The organism is Peribacillus sp. TE19612 (assembly GCF_056279465.1).
In genome coordinates this window covers 123,464-145,256 of the sequence record NZ_JBWCCL010000008.1, presented here as the reverse complement: position 1 = coordinate 145,256, position 21,793 = coordinate 123,464, and the positions used below count along the sequence as shown (strand labels likewise).

Genomic DNA, 21,793 nt, shown 5'->3' with positions numbered 1-21,793 from the left:
TCTATTTTTATTTAGGATAAGCCGTGATGCGTATGTCCTCACCAAACGTTTCCACGCCAGAGAAGGAAACATCCATCGCTTCATCCATCGTATCCACATTCATGCCAGTATACGGTGTCAGTGAGTTTCTACCGCCCAATAGTTTAGGGGCTATATAAATCAAGTATTTATCGATGAGCCCTTCCCTAAGGAATGAGGCATTCACTTCGCTTCCGCCTTCCAGCAAGACATCCGTAATCCCCTTTTTATACAGCTCTTCCATTAATGCCTTTAGATTCAGTCCAGTCTCGTTTTTGGGGACGAAAATGAATTCAATCCCTTTTTCACGTAAAAGGTCCATCTTATCCGCAGGTGCATTTTCCTGCGTTACGATCAAGGTCTTCGCATCTGATACTTGCACAACTTTGGCATCCAATTGAACCCGTAATTCACTGTCTAAAATGATCCGGATCGGATTTTTCCCTCCGCCCTCCGGAAGTCTGGTCGTCAGTGATGGATCATCGGCCAACACAGTCCCGATACCAACTAGGATGGCATCCACCTCATCACGAAGCAAATGAACGGAATGACGTGAGTCTTCTCCTGTTATCCACTTTGAATGGCCTGTGTGGGTTGCAAGTTTTCCATCGAGTGTCATCGCATACTTCGATATGACAAATGGACGATCCGTCAGCATATTGTGAATGAAACGCTCATTCAGCCTTTGAGCTTCCTTTTCCAGGACGCCGACTTCGACTTCAATGCCTGCATCCTTTATGATCGATATCCCTCTGCCGGCCACTTCCGGATTCGGATCTTGAGTCGCAACGACCACTCGCCGGACACCTGATTCTTTCACCAAATTTGCACAAGGAGGCGTCTTTCCATAATGTGAACAAGGCTCAAGAGTCACATAAAGCGTTGCACCTTCTGCATACTCACCCGCCATTTTGAAAGCATGTACTTCCGCATGCGGTTCACCCGCTTTACGGTGGATCCCTGTCCCGGCTATCACACCGTCTTTCACTATGACTGCCCCGACCACTGGATTTGGATTCGTCTTTCCTTTAGCACTGGCTGCCAAATCCAGTGCCAGCTTCATGTAATATTGATCATCATTCATTCTATAGCTCTCCTTATACAATCAAAGTTGGCTTCTTTTTGGGAATATGTCCAGACTTCTTAACCTTTGTATCGAGATAGAAACTATTATCCTCCGTCAAACCGCCCCAAAGCGGAATATGGTCCTTTGCCGCAAGTCCATGCTTCATGAGGGCATCCAGCTTTTTGGGGTTGTTCGTGATTAAAGTCACCGGATCCTTACGCAGTTCCCTCAATACGCGAATGGCTCCCTCGTAAGATCGCGTATCGTCTTCGAATCCTAAAGCCTCATTCGCCTCGACCGTGTCATAACCTTCCTGCTGAAGCAAATAGGCAAGGGATTTGGAAAACAGGCCAATCCCTCTTCCTTCATGGTCCGCAAGGTAAAAAATGGCCCCGCACCCATGCTCGGCTATCATCTTCATCGATTGGTGGAGCTGGTAGCCGCAATCACAACGTTTACTGCCGAAGATATCACCTGTGTGGCAGATGCTATGCATCCGGACAAGTGCATCCTCCGACTTTTTAAAATCACCATAAACCAATACGGAGGATTGCTGTCCAAAAGCGAGGTTCGCTTCCGAAAGCGAATCAAGCACCGTATCCTTGTCATTATCCGCGCCTACAAGCTGAAGCCATGTATACCATTGGAAAACCGTTGAGAAATCTCCTTGTTCAACCGGCAGGTTCACAGGTCCCACAAGGCATATATCAGCTTTACCGGGGGTTTTGATGATATTCATTTTATCTATTAAAAGGTCTTTTGTTTCCTGGGTTATTTTCATGTTAACATCACCTATTTTATAATTTATAATTTATAGTGTGTCTTCTCCTTACTTTAGGTAAGTAAGTATATTACTATACACTATACCTGTCAATGAAGCAGTTTACAAATAATAGTGTGTCTTTGATCATAATTTTCAAGAAGTTTTTTTGCAGAAAAAGGTCATTCACAAACCGCTATCATATCGGCTGGCCTTTATACATATTTTAACGTATAACGAAAACCTGTCTATAGACAGACCTAAGGAAAGGAAGGAAACCTTTTGGAGGATTTCCCTTATTTTTTATATGATCCTATCATATTTCCGCCTCACGCCAGGAATCGGCCATTGCGTCCCTACTCGGCACCCAATCCAGATCTGCTAGTCAAATCGGCAAAGACCTCGCAATCTTTGATGCTTGATGTAAAAAAAGTCATGGATACTATAGCCACATCCAAGCCTTTCTCGAACAGGTTGATGACTGCAGCCCAAGCATCGCAAAAAAATGTCGTGATCGATATGATCCGAAAGATAGGAATTAAGAACGAACCTGATATCACATATAACCCCGATGGGATCCGTTTTGATTTCTATCCTAAAGAAGCGGAAGAAAATTGCCATATCATCGTCAGCTTGAAATGGAGGGATGCATAACGACCATCCAACACCTTTTTGGTAAAAAAACCGAAGCCTATTTTCGGCTTCGGATATTTGGGTTCATCTAGTCTTCGTTTCAAAGGTTTCAACCAATAGTGCAAGCGTGCGTGCCATGACACCGGTAGCCCCCGATGTGCACAATTCGGAGTTGCTCGAGGTTGTGGAAGTTCCGGCAATATCCAGATGGACCCACGGAGTGTCTTCGGCAAATTCACCGATGAAGGCGCCGCCCATGATCGCATGTCCCGCCCCTCCAGGTGAATTATTCAAATCCGCCATTTTACTATTGCGTACCCGCTCTTTATCCTTTTCCGTAATCGGCAATCTCCAAATGGGCTCCCCGGCCTCCTCAGAGGCTTTGACCACTTGTTCATAGAACTCCGTGTCATTTGTCATTGCACCCGTCATATCCATGCCCAGCGCCGTTATGACACCACCCGTTAATGTGGCAACGTCAATAAGATAGTCAGCACCATGATGTTTAGCGTAAGTCATGGCATCCGCCAAAACCAGACGGCCTTCCGCATCCGTGTTCAATACCTCTATCGTCTTGCCGCTCATGGCAGTGATCACGTCATCGGGCTTGAATGCATCGCCGCTGATCATGTTATCGGTGGAAGGAATGACCGCCACGACATTTTGGTCCGGTCCCAATTCGCCGATGATTTCCATTGCACCTAAAACGGCTGCCGCACCGCCCATATCCGTCTTCATTCCAACGATACCAGCCTTCGTTTTCAATGAGTATCCACCCGTATCGAATGTGATTCCTTTACCGACCAACCCGATAACATCCTTCCATTCATCCTTACCTTGATACTTCAGGACGATCATTTTCGGAGGCTCGACCGAACCTTTATTGACAGCAAGGAGTGCGCCCATTCCCAGCTTGAGCATGTCTTCCTTCTCGAGGATCTCCACTTCAAAACCATAACGTTCGCCCAAGGCAGATGAATAATTCGCCAAATCCGTGGAAGTCAGCAAATTGCCTGGTGTATTGACCAAAGTTCTCGCTGAGTTCGTCGCCCTTCCGAAGATCCTCCCAACATGAAGCGCGGCACCGACCTCTTCTTGATCAAATTCACTGTAAACCGTAATCGATTCAAGGCTTTTTTCGACCTGGTTCGATTTTTGCTTGTATCCGTCAAACTTATAGGAAGCAAGTTCAAAAGCCTCGGAACAAGCGTGCGCTGCGTCCAATGCATCCAGATTTTCAGTCGTGAATGTATCCAACGCGATCGAAAGTGTCGTAATCTTGGATTCATTAATCGTCTTACGCGCTTTTCCCAACGCTTCGCGGAGCGTTTCAAAAGATAGCTCCTTTTCCTTGCCCAATCCTACAAAAATCAATCTCTTTACGCTTAATTTACCTAATGTATGTATTTTGACCACTGATTTTTTCTTGGAAGAGATTTCCCCGGCTTTCACTAACTCTGTCAGCTGGCCATCCAATCGTTCATCCGCTTCTTTTCCTATCCCTGTGAACTTTACGGGTCTGTCAAATACGCCTAGAATCAGGCATTCATCAATCAAATCTATATTTAAGGAATTTTTTACTGTGAACATTCTGCTACCTCCTCCATTCTATTACATTCATTATAACGAAATCTTCAAAAATTTTCGAATAAGGTCCGCGAAAATAATAATAACAAGGTATATTGTTTAGAATGGGTGACTTTAGAGTAATAGTATAAGAAAGATCATATTTATACTATTACCAGCAGGGAATAGACAGGACTGAATGGAACTAATAATAAGGGCCTTATTCCGAACAGGATGTAATTTACCCATATATGGATTTCATCTTTACTTATAACTAGAAAGAAGGCTGATACTCTTGGAATTATTACTCAACTTCCCTTTAATCGCAGCATTGATTGCCATTTTCTTTGCTCAATTCATTAAAGTGCCCATCCACTTCATAGCATTTCGTAAAGTCAACTGGTCACTCATTAACTCCACAGGCGGTATGCCAAGCTCCCACTCTGCGGCCGTGTCAGCCCTGACCGTAGCGGTAGGGATCGAAACCGGAATGGATTCCCCTGTATTTGCCGTTGCCGCGATCTTTGCAATCATCACGATGTTCGACGCGACAGGAGTGAGACGGCAGGCAGGAGAACAGGCAGCCGTCTTGAACCAGCTCGTTACCGACTTCAATACCTTTGTCGAGCAAGCAAAGAACTGGCAGAAAAAAGCAGATAAACAGAAACAGCAGCAATTAAAGGAACTGTTGGGCCATAAGCCAATCGAGGTATTTTTCGGAGCCTTGACCGGAGTATTCATTGCATTGGCACTTCACTTTTTCATCTTTCAAGGGTAGGTGTTCTATTTGAAAATAATCTCTCTTTGCCCCAGCAATACGGAACTATGCACATATCTAGGAATCGAAGATCAGCTGATCGCCATCGATGACTACTCTGATTGGCCTGAAACCATACAGCATCTTCCTAAAGTGGGACCCGACTTATCGATCGATATCGATCATGTGGAATCACTAAAACCCGATTTGGTGCTGGCTTCACTGAGTGTACCGGGCATGGAAAAAAACATTGAGGGGCTAAAGGAACGGAACATCCCCCATATCATCTTCAACCCGCAATCACTTGAAGATATCGCAAAAGATTTACTGACCTTGGGCGAGGCGATGGATCTTAAGGAAAAAGCAGAGGAACAGGCTGCCAAATTCCGTGATGCCATCCTTCAATATAAAAACATCGCAGACAAAATCGAAACAAAGCCGTCCCTGTATTGGGAATGGTGGCCTAATCCCTTATTCAGCCCCGGGGGAGTTAATTGGTTATCCGAGATCAGTACGCTTGCGGGAGGATATAACCTTTTCGAAGATGTCGACATGGCAAGCATTCAAGTTACTTCCGAAGAGGTCCAAAAAAAGAATCCCGACCATATTTGCTTAGCTTGGGTCGGTGTCCCTTTACGAAAAGTAAACCCGGCGCTTGTCAAGAAACGGCAAGGGTGGACTGATATGAAGGCCGTCCGGAATAACCATATTCACATCATGGAAGAACCTTTATTCTGCCGGCCTTCCCCGCGTTTACTGGATGGGCTGTCCATATTGGCAAAGACTCTGCATCCTGAAGCCTACAAAGGCATGCCCTAAGGGCGTCCCAAATGAAACAGAAAAGGCTGCCTCAATTGAGGCAGCCTTTAACTTTCCTTTTTAAAAAGCAAAGGAAGCTACATTCTCATTCAATGTTTTCTCAGCGATTTTCGGCTTGAATACCTGCTTGATCTTGGTTTCATTCAACCTGCTTAACTGTTGTTCGGATAACTCGCCGTTCCCTTTTTGGACAACATATACTTCAAGGGTTTTCTTTCCCCAGTTCTCGTACACATCCTGTACCGTTTCGTAGTATAGATCCAGGTGATTCCCTTTGATCGCACCACCCTTGTCCGCTACAACCCCATATCCATAGCCCGGAATCCAAAGGATGGTTCCGAGAGGGAATATGGCAAGATCGGCGGCAATGGTGGAAAACAGATCCCTTTTCACCTTCACCCCTGAATACGTGATTCCATAGGATGGGCTTTCCGGGTACTTTCCGGTTGATTCATACCCTGCTGTATATCCTGTAGCCAAAACTTCATGCTTCGGATATTTCGAGAGCTCGATTGCCTCCGCTATCGTCGTGGGACCATTGCTCGCGGATGCCGATGCCATTAGCGTTGCCACTTGCCCTCCACTATGAATCGCTTTATATTCGAGACCAAGCATTCGATGTTGTCTCATCGCTTCTTCAAAAGGATGATCTTCAGGCACAGCCCCAAAAACATGATTCAAGGTCGATTCGATGGCCAAGATAAATAATATGATAATAGCAACCCTCAAAAATAATGCCTTTACAATCTTCATATGTATCAATTCCACTCCTCTCACAAGGATATTTGTTCCCTTTACGGAGTGAAATTATTCATAAAGCATGGAAAGAACCAATTTTCCTTACAAAAAAGGCTCTTTTCGTAAAGATAGTTGTTATTAAAACGAAACTATTTAAGGTTGATTGGAGCGGAAGTGCGAGACTCCTGCGGGAGCAGCGGGACAGGTGAGACCCCACAGGCGTTTACGCCGAGGAGGCTCACCGCCCGCCCAGCGGAAAGCGAGCATCTGGAGGGGATATCAACCACACCGCACTACTTAGTAAATAGCAACAAAGTATGCGAAAACAAAAAGGACCGTCCATAAATGACGACCCTTCCCTTATTAAAACATTTGATATCCTTTATTCCTTAGAATCCTGATGACCACACCAGCTAAAACCGCGCCAAGCAGCCCGCTTGATAAAATAATGATGTCTGCCGTATGCAGGGATGTAAGGTTCGTACCAAGATTGGAAAAAGATATTCCCGGATTCCTAAAATATTCTATTAGCTTTGTTTCATTGACAATGATGATGAAGACGATTGGAAATAAGAAGACCATGATCCACGAAGAACGAAAGAGCATATTCAGCAAAAAGCCAATTCCGAAAAACAATATGAAAAATAAGAGTATTGAGATAATTAAAACAGGCAATGGCATGTTATTCTTGACCCTCCTTAAAAGCGACACCTTTAGTTTACTGAAAACATAATTGCTGCGTCAACGACTTATACCAAATAATACCGAAGAAAAGATAATTACCCAAATTACAAGAATAGTTTATATGATGTATATCCAAATTGATCTCCCGGATTCAACCCGTCAAGCATCGTCTGCATTCTTTCCTTTTTAAAAGCTAAAAGCTGTTCCAATAGTAACGATTGCTTCCCCTCCTTCATGAGTAAATCAGGGTGATAAAATTTAGCTTCATATAATTCATCCAATTGAGCATTTACTTCAAAACTGAGCGGTTTAAGTAAAAATATCAACATATTATCACTTATATCCCCTTTGATGACTCCGCTTCTCACTCCTACGATGCCTTCGATTTCTGTATGAATGCCCGTCTCCTCCAGCACTTCCCTTACGACAGCTTCATCGACGGTTTCATCATTTTTGACAAAACCTGCCGGAAGCGACCATTGCCCTTTCAATCCGCCATACCTTTTGTTCACGACAAGCCACTCACCTTTATCGGATATCACAAGGCCGGACACTGCCAGCCAAACATTTTTGCAACGTTCCACCAAAACCCACTTCCCCTACATTCATTATTTAGTAAAGATGATGCCAAAGATAATTTCCTTGATCAAACTTCGTCATCCCCATTATATTCCACACAAAAAAATTGCATACTCCGCTATGACACACTCATCGATGGATGGGATGCCAATGAAAAAGCCATTCAGGGACAATCCCCAAATGGCCATTTTTGATCTATCGAAAAAATTAAAGGACGTTGAATTTACCCTTTTTAGCAACAAGTGAGGCTCCGCCAATCATTAACAATGCCCTGTTATCAACCATTTTCTTCATGAATGATGCAGTCTTACCTGTAACTTTCTTGCCGAAGACAACACCAATCGCATTATCTTCACCGAGTGAACATACCGTTCCTTTGTTTTCGAAAGTGAACGTTTCCAGATCGCTTTCGTTACGAACCAATTTAGTCAGGTTCTTCGCAATGACCTCACCTTGCTGCATCGCTATTTGTGCAGTAGGTGGATATGGACGATTAATTTCCTCGTTGATGATCAAAGCGCAATCCCCTACGATGAAGATATCGTCATGCCCCGGTGCCCGCATGTCAAGATTCACTTTAATACGTCCGCGCATAGCTTCAAAACCGGAAGCCTCTATCACGGAGTTTCCACGTACGCCAGCTGCCCATACAACGGTGCCCGCTTTGATTTCTTCCACTTCATCTTCACCTTTTGCCACGATGATGCCTTCAGGAGTCGCCCCCTTGATCGGTGTGCCGATTTTGAATTCCACACCTTTTTTCTCAAGGTAAGATACTGCATAATCCACCAATTCCGGATCGAAGCCAGGGAGGACGGCTGGGGCTGCCTCCACACAGTACATGCGGACCTTTTGGAAATCGATGTCGTATTCTTTACAAAGTTCAGGGACACGGTTAGCCAATTCACCAAGGAATTCGATACCCGTAAATCCTGCTCCTCCAACAACGATCGTCAAGCGGTCTTCATTCTTTTCGACCTCAGTACTGTACGTCGCGAATTGCAATTGGATATGGTCACGGATTTTACGTGCTGTGTTCACGTTAGAGATAGAGAAAGCATATTCTTTTAGCCCCTGGATTCCGAATGTTTCCGATTCAGGTCCAAGACCAATCACTAAATAATCATAAGAAATTTCGCCGTTTTCAAGGATGACTTTTTTGTTCTCCGTTTTCACTTCCAAAACGGAATCCTGGATGAATTTAACTTTGCTGTTAATGACACTTTTGATTGGATAGCGCACACGATCATGATGAAGCGTTCCAGCGGATGCTTCATGCAGCCATGTTGTTTCATAGTGGTAATCATTTTTGTTAACTAATACGATTTCTGCTTCATTTTGACCTAATGCCTTCTGTAAGCGAGTAACAGTCATCAATCCACCATAACCTGCTCCTAAAACAACGATTGTTGGCTTTTTCAAAAGTATTCTTCCACCTTTACGATATTTTCTTGTGATGCTTTCCATAACTAAAATATATTGTCTATCTTTATAATTTCCATTATAAAAAGCACTCTTATACATTTGTGACGTATTTCACGTAACACTTCATAAATGTCATAAAAAATTCATAAAAAATTTACCAAATGATATCTAAGTAAATATTAGTCTTTTTCCTTACCTTTTTCAAGTAACAAACCGAACTTTTCCGGGTTAAAATATAGCCGAAAAACATTACTTTTCACCCAGTTGCGACCATATTTATACGTTATGCTCAACATTGGCAAAGGGTAATTTCACCCAGATTTGAAAACGGATACAAAACATTCATCACGAAACCGCACAAATATAGTCAAAACTTTCTCACTTTTCTAACTTTCTCCGTTTTTTAAAAGATCATCTATGTTAAAATAAGAGAATAAATTTCAGCAAACCTAGTATATCGGAGGGATAACGTTGGAAGTTAATGAAAAAGTTTATGATATTACAATCATTGGCGGAGGCCCGGTTGGATTATTCACTGCATTTTATGGAGGAATGAGACAGGCATCCGTAAAAATCATCGAGAGCCTGCCACAATTAGGCGGACAATTGTCGGCCCTTTATCCTGAGAAATACATCTATGATATCGCTGGTTTCCCCAAAGTGCGAGCTCAGGAGCTAGTGAATAATTTGAAAGAACAAATGGCAAAGTTCGAACAGGATGTCGTCCTGGAGCAAGCCGTTCAAGAAGTGGAAAAGCAAGCCGATGGAGTTTTCAAGTTAACGACTGATAAAGAAATCCATTACTCCAAAACGATTATCATTACAGCTGGAAATGGGGCTTTCCAACCCCGACGCATCGAAATTGAAGATGCAAAAAAATATGAAAACGGCAACCTTCACTATTTCATCGATGACCTCAATCATTTTGCCGGCAAAAAAGTGGTGGTCTTCGGCGGTGGGGATTCAGCAGTGGACTGGGCCTTAATGCTGGAGCCGATTGCCGAGAAAGTGAGCATCATTCACAGAAGAGATAAGTTCCGTGCCCACGAACATAGTGTAGAAACACTTAAAAATTCAAAAGTGGAAATAAAGACTCCATACATACCTGCAGAGTTGATTGGTACAGACGGACGTATCCATACAATTGTCATCAAGGATACAAATGGTGACGATACAGAGACCATGGATGTAGATGCAGTCATCGTCAATTACGGCTTCGTTTCTTCTCTTGGTCCCATTAAGGAATGGGGACTTGATATCCAGAAGAACAGCATTTTGGTGAATTCCAGAATGGAAACGAATATCCCGGGAATTTATGCAGCAGGTGATATTGCAACCTATGATGGCAAAGTAAAATTGATTGCCAGTGGGTTTGGTGAGGCACCCACTGCCGTCAATCACGCCAAACAATATATTGACCCAAAAGCAAAAGTTCAGCCGATGCACAGTTCTTCCATGTTTTAATTATATTACGCAAAAACCGGCTTTCATGGCCGGTTTTTTTTGTCCCCAATTCGATGATTGTGGATAAGTTTTTTCAATTAGTTATCCACAGTGCTTACCCTTTTCATTCTATGGGTAAAGAGTAGTAGAAGCCATGAAAGGGGAATGCATCCATGAATATTTTAATTGCAGGGGCCAACGGAACGACCGGAAAGCAGATCATTGGGGAATTATCTAAAAATCCGCAAATGACCGTATACGGGATGATCAGGAAAGAGGAACAGGCTCAAACGATAAAAGAACTCGGAGGGCATCCAATCCTTGCAGATTTAGAGGGAAATGTGGATAAAGCGGTGGATAACATGGAAGCCATCATTTTTGCCGCCGGATCTGGATCCAAAACAGGGCCGGATAAAACGACAGCTGTGGATAAGAATGGAGCCATTAAACTGGTTGATGCCGCCAAAAAGAAAGGGATCGAACGTTTTGTCATGTTAAGCTCTGTCGGTTCTGATAATCCGGAACAAGCCCAAGAAGAAATGCGCCATTATCTTGAAGCAAAACATGATGCCGATGAACATTTAAAAGCAAGCGGGCTGACATACACGATAGTCCGGCCGGTTGCTTTGACAAATGAACAAGCTATCGGAAAAATCTTTGCGGATGAGAAAGTCGATCATACTGATAAGTCCATTCCAAGAGCCGATGTCGCCTCCGTTCTTGCCCAATCTGTCACAGAGGAAAAAACGTTCAATAAAACATTCGAGATATTCAGCGGCACCCTCCCAATCAAGGAGGCCCTGAACAATATGTAAGCCAGCATGAAAAAGGGGCAGTTGTTAAATTCCCCCCTGGACTAGACTGTAGAAACATTCAAAGAAAAGCATGTTTGCCTACCGTTTTTTCTAAAAAACGTTGTAGTTGATTTCAGAAATCCGCTCCCTTTCCGCCGACTGTCTGCCAAGCCTCCTCGACGCAAGCGTCTGTGGGTTCTTGGCTAGCCAGTTATTCGGCAGGAGTGTCGCAAATTTCTTCAATCCAATAAGGTTTACAATAAAAAACGTAATGATAATCTAGTCTCGTGTTAGGATGAGACCATCCTGAATCCCTTTTGTCAAAACAAACTAAAGGAGGCACTTATTAAAGTGCCCCCTTTTTCCGAAGTATTGGAGTTTACTTAGCAGTTCTCCGGCGTGCCGGCGTTTTTTGCCGTTTTGAAGGAAGACCCGCAACCGCATGAAGCGATGGCATTTGGGTTTTCGATCGTAAAGCCTCCACCCATCATCGTTTGTTTATAATCAATTACCGTTCCATTCAATATATCTGCATCCTCGGCATTAACAAGGATCTTAATTTCAAACTGTTCCAGCTGGCTATCTTTTTCTCCGGGCTCTTGTTCAAAGCCCATTCCGTAGGATAATCCACTGCAGCCTCCGCCTTTAACGGCCACTCTTAAAAAGGAACCCTCTTCACCATTATGTTTCATCATTTCTTTTATCTGAAAAGCGGCAGCTTCCGTTATTTGAACAACTTCACTCACAATAAATCCCTCCTTCTTCTGAATATGTGAGATAGAACCATTTCTCTTTATAGTATATACCAAAGAAATTCCCGCGCTCAATTTTCCAGCTTGGAAAAATTCATATTCCCCCACCTATTTTACCAACTAACATTAGTCTATAATAATAGGGATAGGTATAATGGACCAATTCGTTGAACCCAATCCTAATTACAATAAGGGGGTAATCACCATCGAAAGTATACATCCTCTATATGACAAAAGCATGGAATGCCTTTTATGCAAACAAAAGTCGACCACTAAAAAGGTACAGTCACGTTTTGTAAAGGTTGCTAAATACGACACGGACTTTTGTCCCGTTCATGCTGATTCAGCCGTAAACCCACTTTACTATAATATTTTTGTGTGCCCTCACTGCGGCTTTTCTTATTCCGAGGATTTTTCGCGGTACTTCCCCCCACTACAATGGAAATCATTTTGGAAAAAGTCAGCTCCCAGTGGGTTCCCCATCATTTTAGCAAGGAAAGATACATTAAAGACGCGATCAATACATACAAGCTGGCGAGTTATTGCGGAGCTTTAAAAAAGGAAAAACATATAATCCTTGCTGGAATCTGTTTACGGATAGCCTGGTTATATAGGATCAAACAAAACAAGGAACAAGAAGAAAGATTTTTGAAGTTCGCCCTAAAGGAATATGAAGCATTGTATTCAACAGGGGACTTCAGCAGCACCCAGGTATCCGAAGCCCGGATCCTTTATCTCGCTGGCGAAATCTCAAGAAGGATAGGCAATGAAAAGGCAGCCATCAAGTATTTTTCATTCGTGTTCGAAAGACAAAAAAATGCCCGGGAAGCCTCCATCATCCAGATGGCCAGGGACCGCTTTCAGGAACTCAAACGGACCTAGGAAACAACCCACCCTTTGCTGCAGCACTGATAAAAAAGGGCTGTCCCTTCCAGGAACAGCCTTTATCCGCCGTTGATGATTAAGACATTTCAAATTCATCAATGTACTTATATATTTTATCTACCAATTCATCCGTTGTGTCACCAAAAACCACTTCACCGTTTACAAGTGCATATAAGTTACTGGAGCATCTGCCGCAATATCCCAGGCAACCATATTCTATGATATCCAAATTCGGATCCCGCTCCAATCTTTCTAGAGCCTCCTGAGCTCCACTGGCTAGATTGCTTACGCAAAATTCAATAATCGGGTACATTGTTTCACCTCACAGTTACTAACAACCCATCTTATTACTTTTCCCATTAACAGTCAATATTTACGCATAAAAAATAAGCCTATTTCAAGATATCGGTTGTGATTTCCTTTTATATTCGTTATACTTTTGTCGGGGTACGTAAAAAAAGAAAATTATCTAATTTTTTATTCTTACTACAAATTGGGGTATATATATTTAATTAAACTTTTAAGGGGACCATTTGGGGGAATCCTATAGTTAAGTGCTAATCAAATTTTTCAAGAGATCAAATAAAGGGGAAAAAATCATATGAAGAATCTAGTCATACTTGGTGGCGGGTATGGTGGTATGCGCATGTTGCAAAGATTGCTGCCTAATCAGCTTCCTGAAAATGTGAGCATCACGCTTATCGACCGTAATCCTTATCACTGCTTAAAAACGGAATATTATGCTTTAGCAGCAGGTACCATTCCAGATCAGCACATCCGTGTTGCATTTCCTGAACATCCTCGCTTGAAGAACGTATACGGAGAAGTACTTTCCATCGATATGGAAAATAAACAGGTCATTATAGAAAATCAAGATCCTGTCGTTTATGATGATTTAGTCATTGGCCTTGGCTGCGAAGATAAATACCACGATATTCCTGGTGCAGACATACACACTTACAGTATCCAAACTATCGATAAATCACGCCGCACATATTCAGCTTTGAATAATTTAGGTGCCGGTGCAACCGTTTCTATCGTTGGTGGCGGACTGAGCGGTGTTGAGCTTGCAAGTGAATTGATTGAAAGCCGTTCAGATTTAAACGTTAAGCTATTTGACCGTGGACCGCATATTCTATCTGCTTTCCCAGAAAGATTAAGTACTTTTGTCGAATCATGGTTCGATAAACATACCATCGAAATCGTACATCATTCAAATATTACGAAAGTTGAACCAAATCTTCTTTATAATGGCGACGAAGCCGTTCAAAGTGACGTCATCGTATGGACAGCTGGAATTCAGCCAAGCAAGATCATCCGCGATATGGATATTGAAAAAGACCGTCAAGGAAGAGCCGTTCTGACTCCTCAGCATTTCCTTCCTAATGATGACAGTATCTTTGTAGTCGGCGACTGCGCGAGCCTTCCTCATGCACCTAGTGCTCAATTAGCGGAGTCCCAAGCTGAGCAAATCGTCCAAGTCCTTGTGAAGAAATGGGCAAATGAACCACTTCCGGAAAGCTTCCCTACCATGAAATTAAAAGGAACATTAGGTTCCCTTGGGAAGAAACAAGGTTTTGGTCTTGTTGCAAATCGCCCAATCACCGGCAGAGTGGCACGCCTAATGAAATCAGGCATTCTCTGGATGTATAAATACCATAACGGTTGATTCATAAACTGACCCATTCATGGGTCAGTTTTTCTTATTTCTTCCATTATATATCACACTCGCACCGAGTATCCATATTTCTCCATCGTTTCCACCACTTTTTTGAGACGGACATTTCCTTCCGCAATGATTTCACCTTCGATGAGGACCAGTGGATAAAATAAATCTTCCTCGATCATCTTCTCGGCAAAGCTCTTTTGCTTCAATGTTTCTGGTGGGTTATACATATCTATATAGGATATTTTGAATGGCTGCTCAGGAAACTTTCTCGTTAAAGCGGCTTCAAGCCACTCGCAAGTATCTTTCGAAGAGGGGAGATTCACACAACTGGCGCAAATTTGCTCCGCTCCATACACTTCTATCTCAATATCTTTCCTTACCATACTCTTCCTCCTTCAGTTTATTATAGTTGCTTCATTTGAATAATGTTTAAAACTTCACCTGTTTCCATCATACCAGAATAATATAGATTATATTTCCGCAAAGTTACAGTTGGATTTTTTATTACCTTCGCATTATAATATGATTAGGAAAGGAGTCGATTGCAATGTCTGAACAAACAATGGAAGTTCAAGTTCAAGAAGTCCTAGATAAGCTTCGTCCGTTTCTTCTTCGTGATGGCGGTGACTGTGAACTAGTTGACGTAGAAGATGGGATTGTAAAATTACGATTACTAGGAGCTTGCGGAAGCTGTCCTAGTTCGACCATTACGCTAAAAGCTGGGATTGAGCGTGCCCTACTTGAAGAAGTTCCTGGTGTAGTGGAAGTTGAACAAGTTTTCTAATAGCCCTTTAAATAACATGCAGCGTATGGATGAAGGATCACTTCATCTATACAAGTTCAACCTTTTTTCATGCAGGCCGGAATCTTTTTGCGGGCTGTAATAAAAATAAAGCTGACTCGGCTTTTGCCCTATCAAATGAATTGATACGGCTTGACACGGGTCAGCTTTTTTATATGGACGGCAAATGAAAACGGCTCACGATTTCAAAAACTTCAATTCCTTTTTTTCCTGTTCAGAAAGGATTGCCGTATAACTTCCATCATTATCGATTTCCAATTCTTTCACAAGGAATTCCGGAAATCTATCCTTCAATCCAGTGAGCAAACCTTCACTTTTTTCTTGAGATGCCAAGCATAAAACAGTTGGACCCGCTCCGCTTAGTGCCGCACCAAATCCGCCTTCATTAAGGACAACTTCTTCTATAAGCGCTAAATGGGGGACCAACTCCGCTCGATATGGCTGATGGAAACGATCACTTTGCATCATTTCTCCAACAAGTTTCCAATCTTTCGATAGAACTCCTGCAAGCATTACATTTGCGGCTGCACTCCCGCTTATCGCATCTTTATAGGAAAGCGAATTCGGAAGGACATTTCTTGAATCCTCAGTAAGCAATTCAAAATTGGGAATGACAGCGATCACCTTAACTCCCTCGATTGGAAACGACACGACATCCGTTCTTTCCTCCGTATGAAGGCCCACAACCAATCCACCATACACAGATGCCCCAGCATTATCGGGATGCCCTTCAAAGAGGGAAGCATGCCTATTCTTCTCCTCATTTGATAAATGAAGCTCACCAACGATGTTCGCCAATTCAATTCCCGCCACAATGGCAGAGGCACTGCTTCCAAGCCCCCGCGCCAGGGGAATTTCGCTAGAGACGAAAAGCCGGCATGGGGATAGTTCCTTTCCATAAGAAGCCGCCGTTTCCTTGGCAATTTGGACGATATAATTACGATCATCCCTTGGAAAAACAGACATTTCCTCTGAAAGCGGGACAACTTCCCAATGATCTGATGAAGATCCGTGTATTTCCAAGTAAAGCCCTAACGCCAAGCCGATGGAATCGAATCCTGGGCCTAGGTTAGCCGTACTTGCTGGTACACGGATCAAGAACATCTCTGATTCTGCACTCATGCCTGTTTCACACCCTGCAGATGTTCTAAAATGACTTCTTCATCCATTGGCAGCAATGTAGGTTGAATCGTACTTGTAGTAACTGCCACATTCGGATCCTTCAATCCATTTCCAGTCAATACAGCAACAATCTTACTTCCTTTTTTGATTTCACCGCTTTTTAATTGTTTATGGATACCTGCAATGGAAGCACATGATGCCGGCTCTGCAAATACCCCTTCTTTTTTAGCAAGGAAATGATAGGCTTCCAGAATTTCTTCGTCTGTCACCTCATCAATTTTGCCTTTGGATTCATTAGCCGCTTCCACAGCAAACTTCCAACTTGCAGGATTTCCAATCCTGATGGCCGTTGCAATCGTTTCTGGATTTTCAATAATGCTGTCCCGGACAATTGCAGCCGATCCTTCAGCTTCGAACCCTCTCATTTCAGGAAGGCCCGTTTGTTTCGCTTCGTTATATTCCTTAAAGCCTTTCCAGTAAGCCGTTATATTCCCTGCATTCCCGACTGGCAGCGCCAAAATATCCGGTGCGGAGCCAAGAGAATCACAAATTTCGAAAGCTGCTGTCTTCTGCCCTTCAATCCGGTATGGGTTGACCGAATTCACAAGAGTTATCGGTGAACTCTCACTAAGTGAACGGACGATTTTTAAAGCTTGGTCGAAGTTCCCTTCGATCGAGATGATTTCCGCTCCATACATAACGGCTTGGGCAAGCTTGCCCATCGCTATTTTACCTTCCGGGATGACGACGATACAACGCAGGTTGGCACGGGCCGCATAAGCTGCTGCAGCTGCTGATGTATTCCCTGTGGAAGCGCAGATGATCGTGTCGCTGCCCTCTTCTATCGCTTTGGCGACGGCCATGACCATTCCGCGGTCCTTAAATGACCCAGTTGGATTTGCCCCTTCATATTTTACATGTAAGTCGATTCCCCACTCTTCGGATAATCGATTCAGTCTGATTAAAGGTGTATTGCCCTCCAAAAGGGTTAGTGCAGGCGTGTTTTCATTGACGGGTAAAAAATCTTTATACGTGCTTATAAGTCCTTGCCAGCTCATTTGATGTCCTCTCCTTCAACTCTATATGTGCTTTTCACTTCTCTTACCATATTGTAATCATGTAATTTCTGTATTATTTGCTCAAATGCAGCCTTTGTGGCAGTATGCGTAACTAATACGATTTCGGAAGATTCCTTTTCATCCAGAGGCAATTGAAGGATTTTATCGAATCCTACCCCGTGCTCGGCAAATAAATTCGTGATTTTGGCTAAAACGCCAACTTCATCCTGAACATGTAACCGAATGAAGAATTTAGCGAAAATCTCAGTGGCATCTTTTAATTGTTTCGGGTACTGGGGTGCAACGGCACTGCGGCCATTTACGCCCAGCCTCATATTCTTGATGACCGTCACCATATCCGAAACGACTGCAGTCGCAGTAGGAAGACTGCCAGCCCCCGGTCCGTAAAACATCGTTTCCCCTACGGCTTCCCCATAAACGTATACAGCATTATACTCATTATTTACCGATGCCAACGGATGTGCTTCCGGAAGAAGTGCAGGCTGGACACTTACGTCGACCCTATCCCCTGCCCTGGAAGCGACCCCGATCAATTTCATTGTATAACCAAGCTTCTTGCTATATCTCAAATCCTCTTCGGATATCTCGGTAATGCCCTGTACCTCAACATCATTCAAGCCAATGTTCATTGAGAACCCGAGTGTTGATAGGATCGCCATTTTACGGGCCGCATCCAATCCGCCTACATCGGCTGTCGGATCGGCTTCAGCAAATCCCAGCTCCTGGGCTTCCTTCAATACGTCATCATAAGCTCTGCCTTCCTTGCTCATTTTCGTTAAAATGAAGTTTGTCGTTCCATTGACGATTCCCATCATTTTCGTGATGCGGTCAGAAGATAACCCATCGACAAGACCGCGTAAAATCGGAATTCCCCCTGCAACACTTGCTTCATAGAACAAATCACATTGATTATCGGTGGCCAATTCCAACAGTTCCGGTCCATGTAAAGCCATTAGGTCTTTGTTGGCCGTAACGATATGCTTTTTATTTTTTATCGCTTCTATTAGATAGCCGCGTGTTTCTTCAATTCCGCCCATCACTTCTATTACAACATCAATCTCGGGATTCGAAAGGATATCCTCAGGATTGTCCGTTAACATTCCTTTTTCGACCGCGACAAGCCGCTCCTTCGTCGTGTCTTTCACTAGTATCTTCTTAATGGATATGGAACAGCCCACTTGATGCATGAGCTTGTCCTGGTGGCTTTCAATGATTTGTACGACTCCTGATCCGACTGTACCTAACCCCAATAAACCGATCGAGATGGCTTTCATATTTTGGTTCCCCCTTAAAAACTGTTTGCCTGTAGAAAACATTTGTATTTGTATAGTAGACATTATAAGTTTAATTCACATAATTATCAATAGTTAGAAAAGGTGGATGCACGAACTTTTTTCGTCCATCCCTTGAACGAGTAAGAACGGGTAATGTTAATTTTTTTATGGGAAAACCATTTTGATGATTATTACTTAACGCTCTTCAATGAATCATTTGTACCCATTACAATATGCGGCTTTTGCACGGGATCCATCCACTTCAATAAACTGAGGACATTCCTTTCGGCCGTGGCTGTACATCCCGCCGTCGGTTTTGTACCCCCTCTCCATATATGGAGAAAGATTGCACTGCCTTTTCCTTTTATGATGGGATCCGTATTATAATTGATGACCGCTCCATACCTATAGAGTTCATGATTCATCCTTTCAAAAGACTTCCATTTAACTGAAGGATTTCCTTTATAGGTTTTCCACTTGTTATAATCCCTGGATGTCTGATCATCAATCCAGTAGTCATATTTGGTCGTTTTCTTATAACTCATTTTCATTCCGGCCGGCTTCGTTTCGCTCCCAAAGGCCGTACCAAAGGAATAAATTCCAACCGGAGATTTCCCATCCCCCTCTTTTTTGCTCTTCGTGAAGCCGTTCTTCCCAATGACACTCTCCATCTTCTTCAATGCACGGCGCCATTCCCCTTGTTTCTTCTCATAAGTTTGGATCGTGACCTTCGTATCACTCATCGATTTACCTGTCGCCGATACAACTTGGTTAACGCCTTTCCTCCTATCGAATTTCTTCAGAAGAGCTTTTTCATCAGCACTGAAAACCTCTTTTACATCTGCCATATTGATATATGCGGCCTTATTTGCGTGACAGATTTTATACCAGTTTCCAGTTCTCCCGTTTGCCGATAATTCTTTATTTTTCTTATACGTTTTTAACGTTTTACTGGCAGCCGACGCCTTTTCTTTCACATCCGCTTCAGACTTCATGACAATCTTGAATTGAGTCGATTCGCAACTTGTTTTCGATTCAGCTTTCGCAAGATTCGCCGTTTGGATGATTAAAAAGGCTATAAGGGCGGCCATCATCAATCTTTTCATGATCCCATCCTTCCGCAGTGATTAAATATCTAATTATTCTAAAAAATCTTGTTATCATCATAACATAGTAAGTAAGAATGAATCATATTTCTTTCCCGTTTTTATCTAAATCCAGTCAATTTTAGGCAAATCATATTGCTTGGCAGGGACCTCTGCCAATTCATAAAAATGTTTGAGGAAGGACTCATATTGTTGGGAGGATTTCGTGATCGAAGCTATTTTATCCTCCAATTCATTCGACCTTGATTCCGTCGTTTTTGAAAAATACTCTTCCACCGTTTCAAAATAATGAATGGGAAACAGCATCCTCGAATATAACAACCGGGCTGAAAAACTGGAGAAGGGTTCTATGGACTGATATTCGTGAAAGAAATGGCCAATGCCCCGCTGATGGGTATGCACATTTTGAAAATAATGTTCCCTCACCCATTCCGCGACATCCCTGGTTCCGTGGTCGAATACCCAATCGAACGGATTTTTCATCCACTTATTGCTTTTCCAGGTATCATGTAAAAAACGTTCATAACATACCGTTCCGCTATCGACAATTTGCGGGGTATCATCTATTTCCGTGTCGACTAAATATTGAATCGCATTTTCACCTAGGACCATATAATAGGGAAAGGTTTCTATAAATAATTTTTCAAACTGGTTATCAGGATGGGCGTTGAGCTTATCCCGCCAAATCTTTTCTAACTGATCGATCCTTTGTTCCCAGAGCTCTTTCCATTTACCGATCCTTGAACATGTTCGAATCGTTTCATTAATCGTTCGACCACGCTGATGGAACCTTGCCAGACGTCTTCCCGGGTTGAAATTTCTCGGACCTTCCAATGCCTGATTGGCGAGAAGGATGAATAATTGTTCATCCGCTTCCGAAACATAACTTCCATGATTGGCAAGGACAAAGGCGGATACGTGACGATCACCTTGTGAAATCAGATGTTGAGACATTTTATACCGTTCCACTAATTCCTCCTGCTCCATATTTTCAATGGGAACGATACTGTACACCATATTTCCTGAACGGAAGCTTGGAAACCTGACATTGGCTTCTTCAAGCTCCACCTGTATGCCATAATTATTAAAAATGATTTCTTCTATCATGGAATGGCCTCCTTCATCAAATGGATATAATAGAAATATTGGACATCATATACTTATATATATGTGGAATAACCCGTTTTCTGAATGATTATCGAAACCTTATTAGAAATTCCAATCAAAACATCCTCCATAGGTTTTCAGTTTAATCAAATCAAACTACCTGCATTAGAACTATCCCTTTAAAATATAGAGAAATGGGTGATGAAATGGCTAATATTGAACAATCAATGTCTGAAAAAACGGCTCGGAAATGGCTAATTGAACGAGGAGTGAAATTGGAGGATATCGCTGAGCTTGTCATGTATTTACAATCCGGCTACCATGAAAATCTCCAAATGTCAGACTGCCTTCACAATGTCGAACGGGTCCTTTCAAAACGCGAGGTCCAAAATGCCATCCTTACCGGCATACAGTTGGATATTCTTGCTGAGAAAAAACTGCTCGAGGAGCCTTTGCTGAGCATCATTGAAATAGATGAAGGCCTATATGGGGTCGATGAAATATTGGCTTTTTCAATTGTGAATGTTTATGGATCCATCGGCTTTACCAATTATGGTTTCATCGATAAACAAAAGCCGGGTATCTTAAAATATTTAAATGATAAAAGCACAGGTAAGGTGAACACCTTTTTAGATGATATCGTTGGGGCAATTGCCGCTGCTGCTTCAAGCCGGCTTGCCCATAGAACCGAAAATGCGGAATAGTAAACGAATGA

At 42.8% G+C, this 21,793-nt stretch carries 23 protein-coding genes and 1 pseudogene; 9 read left to right on the top strand and 15 right to left on the bottom strand.

Annotated features, from left to right (window positions below; translation table 11 throughout):
- Positions 1-7 precede the first annotated feature (7 nt).
- Positions 8-1,102: a bifunctional diaminohydroxyphosphoribosylaminopyrimidine deaminase/5-amino-6-(5-phosphoribosylamino)uracil reductase RibD gene (ribD, locus tag ACZ9AO_RS15650; RefSeq protein WP_476109405.1), complete on the bottom strand. Its 1,095-nt coding sequence runs from the start codon at positions 1,100-1,102 to the stop codon at positions 8-10.
- A gap of 13 nt (positions 1,103-1,115) precedes the next feature.
- Entirely contained in the window at positions 1,116-1,865 is a 750-nt protein-coding gene (locus tag ACZ9AO_RS15645; protein WP_251540376.1) for a GTP cyclohydrolase II, read from the bottom strand.
- A gap of 261 nt (positions 1,866-2,126) precedes the next feature.
- Between ACZ9AO_RS15645 and ACZ9AO_RS15640 the strand changes: the two genes are divergently transcribed.
- Entirely contained in the window at positions 2,127-2,498 is a 372-nt protein-coding gene (locus ACZ9AO_RS15640; RefSeq protein WP_476109404.1) for a YuzC family spore coat inner layer protein, read from the top strand.
- Between the two features lie 63 nt (positions 2,499-2,561).
- Here the strand turns inward: ACZ9AO_RS15640 and ACZ9AO_RS15635 are convergent, their stop codons facing one another.
- Positions 2,562-4,067, bottom strand: coding sequence for a leucyl aminopeptidase (locus tag ACZ9AO_RS15635; RefSeq protein WP_048687646.1), 1,506 nt, complete (start codon positions 4,065-4,067; stop codon positions 2,562-2,564).
- A gap of 271 nt (positions 4,068-4,338) precedes the next feature.
- Between ACZ9AO_RS15635 and ACZ9AO_RS15630 the strand changes: the two genes are divergently transcribed.
- Positions 4,339-4,821 (top strand): divergent PAP2 family protein, encoded by a 483-nt coding sequence (locus ACZ9AO_RS15630; protein ID WP_034310222.1) that lies wholly within the window; start codon positions 4,339-4,341, stop codon positions 4,819-4,821.
- A gap of 9 nt (positions 4,822-4,830) precedes the next feature.
- Positions 4,831-5,619 carry a cobalamin-binding protein gene (locus ACZ9AO_RS15625; RefSeq protein WP_063595844.1) on the top strand — a complete coding sequence of 263 codons (789 nt, stop codon included), beginning with the start codon at positions 4,831-4,833 and terminating at the stop codon, positions 5,617-5,619.
- 60 nt (positions 5,620-5,679) lie between these two features.
- Here ACZ9AO_RS15625 and ACZ9AO_RS15620 read toward each other — a convergent pair whose 3' ends face one another.
- The 4 genes from ACZ9AO_RS15620 to ACZ9AO_RS15605 all read right to left on the bottom strand — a co-directional run bounded on the left by ACZ9AO_RS15620 (position 5,680) and on the right by ACZ9AO_RS15605 (position 9,042).
- Complete coding sequence (locus tag ACZ9AO_RS15620; protein WP_048687644.1) at positions 5,680-6,372, bottom strand: 3D domain-containing protein; 693 nt, start codon at positions 6,370-6,372, stop codon at positions 5,680-5,682.
- Between the two features lie 348 nt (positions 6,373-6,720).
- Positions 6,721-7,038, bottom strand: a complete 318-nt coding sequence (locus tag ACZ9AO_RS15615) for a YuiB family protein (protein WP_034310217.1) — start codon at positions 7,036-7,038, stop codon at positions 6,721-6,723.
- 107 nt (positions 7,039-7,145) lie between these two features.
- Positions 7,146-7,625, bottom strand: a complete 480-nt coding sequence (locus tag ACZ9AO_RS15610) for an NUDIX domain-containing protein (protein ID WP_053537405.1) — start codon at positions 7,623-7,625, stop codon at positions 7,146-7,148.
- A 202-nt stretch (positions 7,626-7,827) separates the two neighbouring features.
- The gene (locus ACZ9AO_RS15605) at positions 7,828-9,042 is read right to left on the bottom strand and encodes an NAD(P)/FAD-dependent oxidoreductase (RefSeq protein ID WP_034310214.1); all 1,215 of its coding nucleotides are present in this window, start codon (positions 9,040-9,042) and stop codon (positions 7,828-7,830) included.
- Between the two features lie 474 nt (positions 9,043-9,516).
- Between ACZ9AO_RS15605 and ACZ9AO_RS15600 the strand changes: the two genes are divergently transcribed.
- Together ACZ9AO_RS15600 and ACZ9AO_RS15595 are read left to right on the top strand one after the other, a co-directional pair.
- Positions 9,517-10,509 carry an NAD(P)/FAD-dependent oxidoreductase gene (locus ACZ9AO_RS15600; RefSeq protein ID WP_034310210.1) on the top strand — a complete coding sequence of 331 codons (993 nt, stop codon included), beginning with the start codon at positions 9,517-9,519 and terminating at the stop codon, positions 10,507-10,509.
- 152 nt (positions 10,510-10,661) lie between these two features.
- Entirely contained in the window at positions 10,662-11,303 is a 642-nt protein-coding gene (locus ACZ9AO_RS15595; RefSeq protein ID WP_476109403.1) for an SDR family oxidoreductase, read from the top strand.
- 362 nt (positions 11,304-11,665) lie between these two features.
- Here the strand turns inward: ACZ9AO_RS15595 and ACZ9AO_RS15590 are convergent, their stop codons facing one another.
- Positions 11,666-12,028, bottom strand: coding sequence for a HesB/IscA family protein (locus tag ACZ9AO_RS15590; RefSeq protein WP_063574759.1), 363 nt, complete (start codon positions 12,026-12,028; stop codon positions 11,666-11,668).
- 160 nt (positions 12,029-12,188) lie between these two features.
- On the opposite strand from ACZ9AO_RS15590, the pseudogene ACZ9AO_RS15585 reads away from it, so the two are divergent.
- Positions 12,189-12,916: pseudogene (locus ACZ9AO_RS15585) on the top strand (DUF2225 domain-containing protein).
- 79 nt (positions 12,917-12,995) lie between these two features.
- On the opposite strand, the gene ACZ9AO_RS15580 reads toward ACZ9AO_RS15585, so the two are convergent.
- On the bottom strand, positions 12,996-13,232 hold the full coding sequence (locus ACZ9AO_RS15580; protein ID WP_034310204.1) for a YuzB family protein: 237 nt from the start codon (positions 13,230-13,232) through the stop codon (positions 12,996-12,998).
- A gap of 288 nt (positions 13,233-13,520) precedes the next feature.
- Here ACZ9AO_RS15580 and ACZ9AO_RS15575 point away from each other — a divergent pair, with 288 nt between their 5' ends.
- Positions 13,521-14,588: an NAD(P)/FAD-dependent oxidoreductase gene (locus ACZ9AO_RS15575; protein ID WP_048687320.1), complete on the top strand. Its 1,068-nt coding sequence runs from the start codon at positions 13,521-13,523 to the stop codon at positions 14,586-14,588.
- A gap of 53 nt (positions 14,589-14,641) precedes the next feature.
- On the opposite strand, the gene ACZ9AO_RS15570 is transcribed toward ACZ9AO_RS15575, so the two are convergent.
- A complete protein-coding gene (locus ACZ9AO_RS15570) occupies positions 14,642-14,971 on the bottom strand; it encodes a YuzD family protein (protein ID WP_034310202.1) in 330 nt (109 codons plus the stop codon).
- Between the two features lie 164 nt (positions 14,972-15,135).
- Between ACZ9AO_RS15570 and ACZ9AO_RS15565 the strand changes: the two genes are divergently transcribed.
- The gene (locus tag ACZ9AO_RS15565; RefSeq protein WP_034310199.1) at positions 15,136-15,372 is read left to right on the top strand and encodes a NifU family protein; all 237 of its coding nucleotides are present in this window, start codon (positions 15,136-15,138) and stop codon (positions 15,370-15,372) included.
- A 195-nt stretch (positions 15,373-15,567) separates the two neighbouring features.
- On the opposite strand, the gene thrB is transcribed toward ACZ9AO_RS15565, so the two are convergent.
- The 5 genes from thrB to yutH all read right to left on the bottom strand — a co-directional run bounded on the left by thrB (position 15,568) and on the right by yutH (position 21,078).
- On the bottom strand, positions 15,568-16,512 hold the full coding sequence (thrB, locus tag ACZ9AO_RS15560) for a homoserine kinase (protein WP_476109402.1): 945 nt from the start codon (positions 16,510-16,512) through the stop codon (positions 15,568-15,570).
- Positions 16,509-17,570, bottom strand: a complete 1,062-nt coding sequence (thrC, locus tag ACZ9AO_RS15555) for a threonine synthase (RefSeq protein ID WP_476109401.1) — start codon at positions 17,568-17,570, stop codon at positions 16,509-16,511. The genes thrB and thrC overlap by 4 nt, the downstream gene beginning before the upstream one ends.
- The gene (locus ACZ9AO_RS15550; RefSeq protein ID WP_034310194.1) at positions 17,567-18,865 is read right to left on the bottom strand and encodes a homoserine dehydrogenase; all 1,299 of its coding nucleotides are present in this window, start codon (positions 18,863-18,865) and stop codon (positions 17,567-17,569) included. The genes thrC and ACZ9AO_RS15550 overlap by 4 nt, the downstream gene beginning before the upstream one ends.
- A 191-nt stretch (positions 18,866-19,056) precedes the next feature.
- A complete protein-coding gene (locus tag ACZ9AO_RS15545) occupies positions 19,057-19,971 on the bottom strand; it encodes a L,D-transpeptidase family protein (protein ID WP_476109400.1) in 915 nt (304 codons plus the stop codon).
- A gap of 105 nt (positions 19,972-20,076) precedes the next feature.
- Positions 20,077-21,078, bottom strand: a complete 1,002-nt coding sequence (yutH, locus tag ACZ9AO_RS15540) for a spore coat putative kinase YutH (protein WP_063595838.1) — start codon at positions 21,076-21,078, stop codon at positions 20,077-20,079.
- A gap of 206 nt (positions 21,079-21,284) precedes the next feature.
- Between yutH and ACZ9AO_RS15535 the strand changes: the two genes are divergently transcribed.
- A complete protein-coding gene (locus ACZ9AO_RS15535) occupies positions 21,285-21,782 on the top strand; it encodes a phosphatidylglycerophosphatase A family protein (RefSeq protein ID WP_034311650.1) in 498 nt (165 codons plus the stop codon).
- The last annotated feature ends 11 nt before the right edge of the window (positions 21,783-21,793 follow it).

Excerpts from the sequence above, each read along its gene's own strand:
- ribD (WP_476109405.1), bottom strand. The coding sequence starts at position 1,102 with ATGAATGATGATCAATATTACATGAAGCTGGCACTGGATTTGGCAGCC.
- ACZ9AO_RS15645 (WP_251540376.1), bottom strand. The coding sequence starts at position 1,865 with ATGAAAATAACCCAGGAAACAAAAGACCTTTTAATAGATAAAATGAAT.
- ACZ9AO_RS15635 (WP_048687646.1), bottom strand. The coding sequence starts at position 4,067 with ATGTTCACAGTAAAAAATTCCTTAAATATAGATTTGATTGATGAATGC.
- ACZ9AO_RS15620 (WP_048687644.1), bottom strand. The coding sequence starts at position 6,372 with ATGAAGATTGTAAAGGCATTATTTTTGAGGGTTGCTATTATCATATTA.
- ACZ9AO_RS15615 (WP_034310217.1), bottom strand. The coding sequence starts at position 7,038 with ATGCCATTGCCTGTTTTAATTATCTCAATACTCTTATTTTTCATATTG.
- ACZ9AO_RS15595 (WP_476109403.1), top strand. The coding sequence starts at position 10,662 with ATGAATATTTTAATTGCAGGGGCCAACGGAACGACCGGAAAGCAGATC.
- ACZ9AO_RS15580 (WP_034310204.1), bottom strand. The coding sequence starts at position 13,232 with ATGTACCCGATTATTGAATTTTGCGTAAGCAATCTAGCCAGTGGAGCT.
- ACZ9AO_RS15575 (WP_048687320.1), top strand. The coding sequence starts at position 13,521 with ATGAAGAATCTAGTCATACTTGGTGGCGGGTATGGTGGTATGCGCATG.
- ACZ9AO_RS15570 (WP_034310202.1), bottom strand. The coding sequence starts at position 14,971 with ATGGTAAGGAAAGATATTGAGATAGAAGTGTATGGAGCGGAGCAAATT.
- ACZ9AO_RS15565 (WP_034310199.1), top strand. The coding sequence starts at position 15,136 with ATGTCTGAACAAACAATGGAAGTTCAAGTTCAAGAAGTCCTAGATAAG.
- thrB (WP_476109402.1), bottom strand. The coding sequence starts at position 16,512 with ATGAGTGCAGAATCAGAGATGTTCTTGATCCGTGTACCAGCAAGTACG.
- thrC (WP_476109401.1), bottom strand. The coding sequence starts at position 17,570 with ATGAGCTGGCAAGGACTTATAAGCACGTATAAAGATTTTTTACCCGTC.
- ACZ9AO_RS15550 (WP_034310194.1), bottom strand. The coding sequence starts at position 18,865 with ATGAAAGCCATCTCGATCGGTTTATTGGGGTTAGGTACAGTCGGATCA.
- ACZ9AO_RS15545 (WP_476109400.1), bottom strand. The coding sequence starts at position 19,971 with ATGAAAAGATTGATGATGGCCGCCCTTATAGCCTTTTTAATCATCCAA.
- yutH (WP_063595838.1), bottom strand. The coding sequence starts at position 21,078 with ATGATAGAAGAAATCATTTTTAATAATTATGGCATACAGGTGGAGCTT.
- ACZ9AO_RS15535 (WP_034311650.1), top strand. The coding sequence starts at position 21,285 with ATGGCTAATATTGAACAATCAATGTCTGAAAAAACGGCTCGGAAATGG.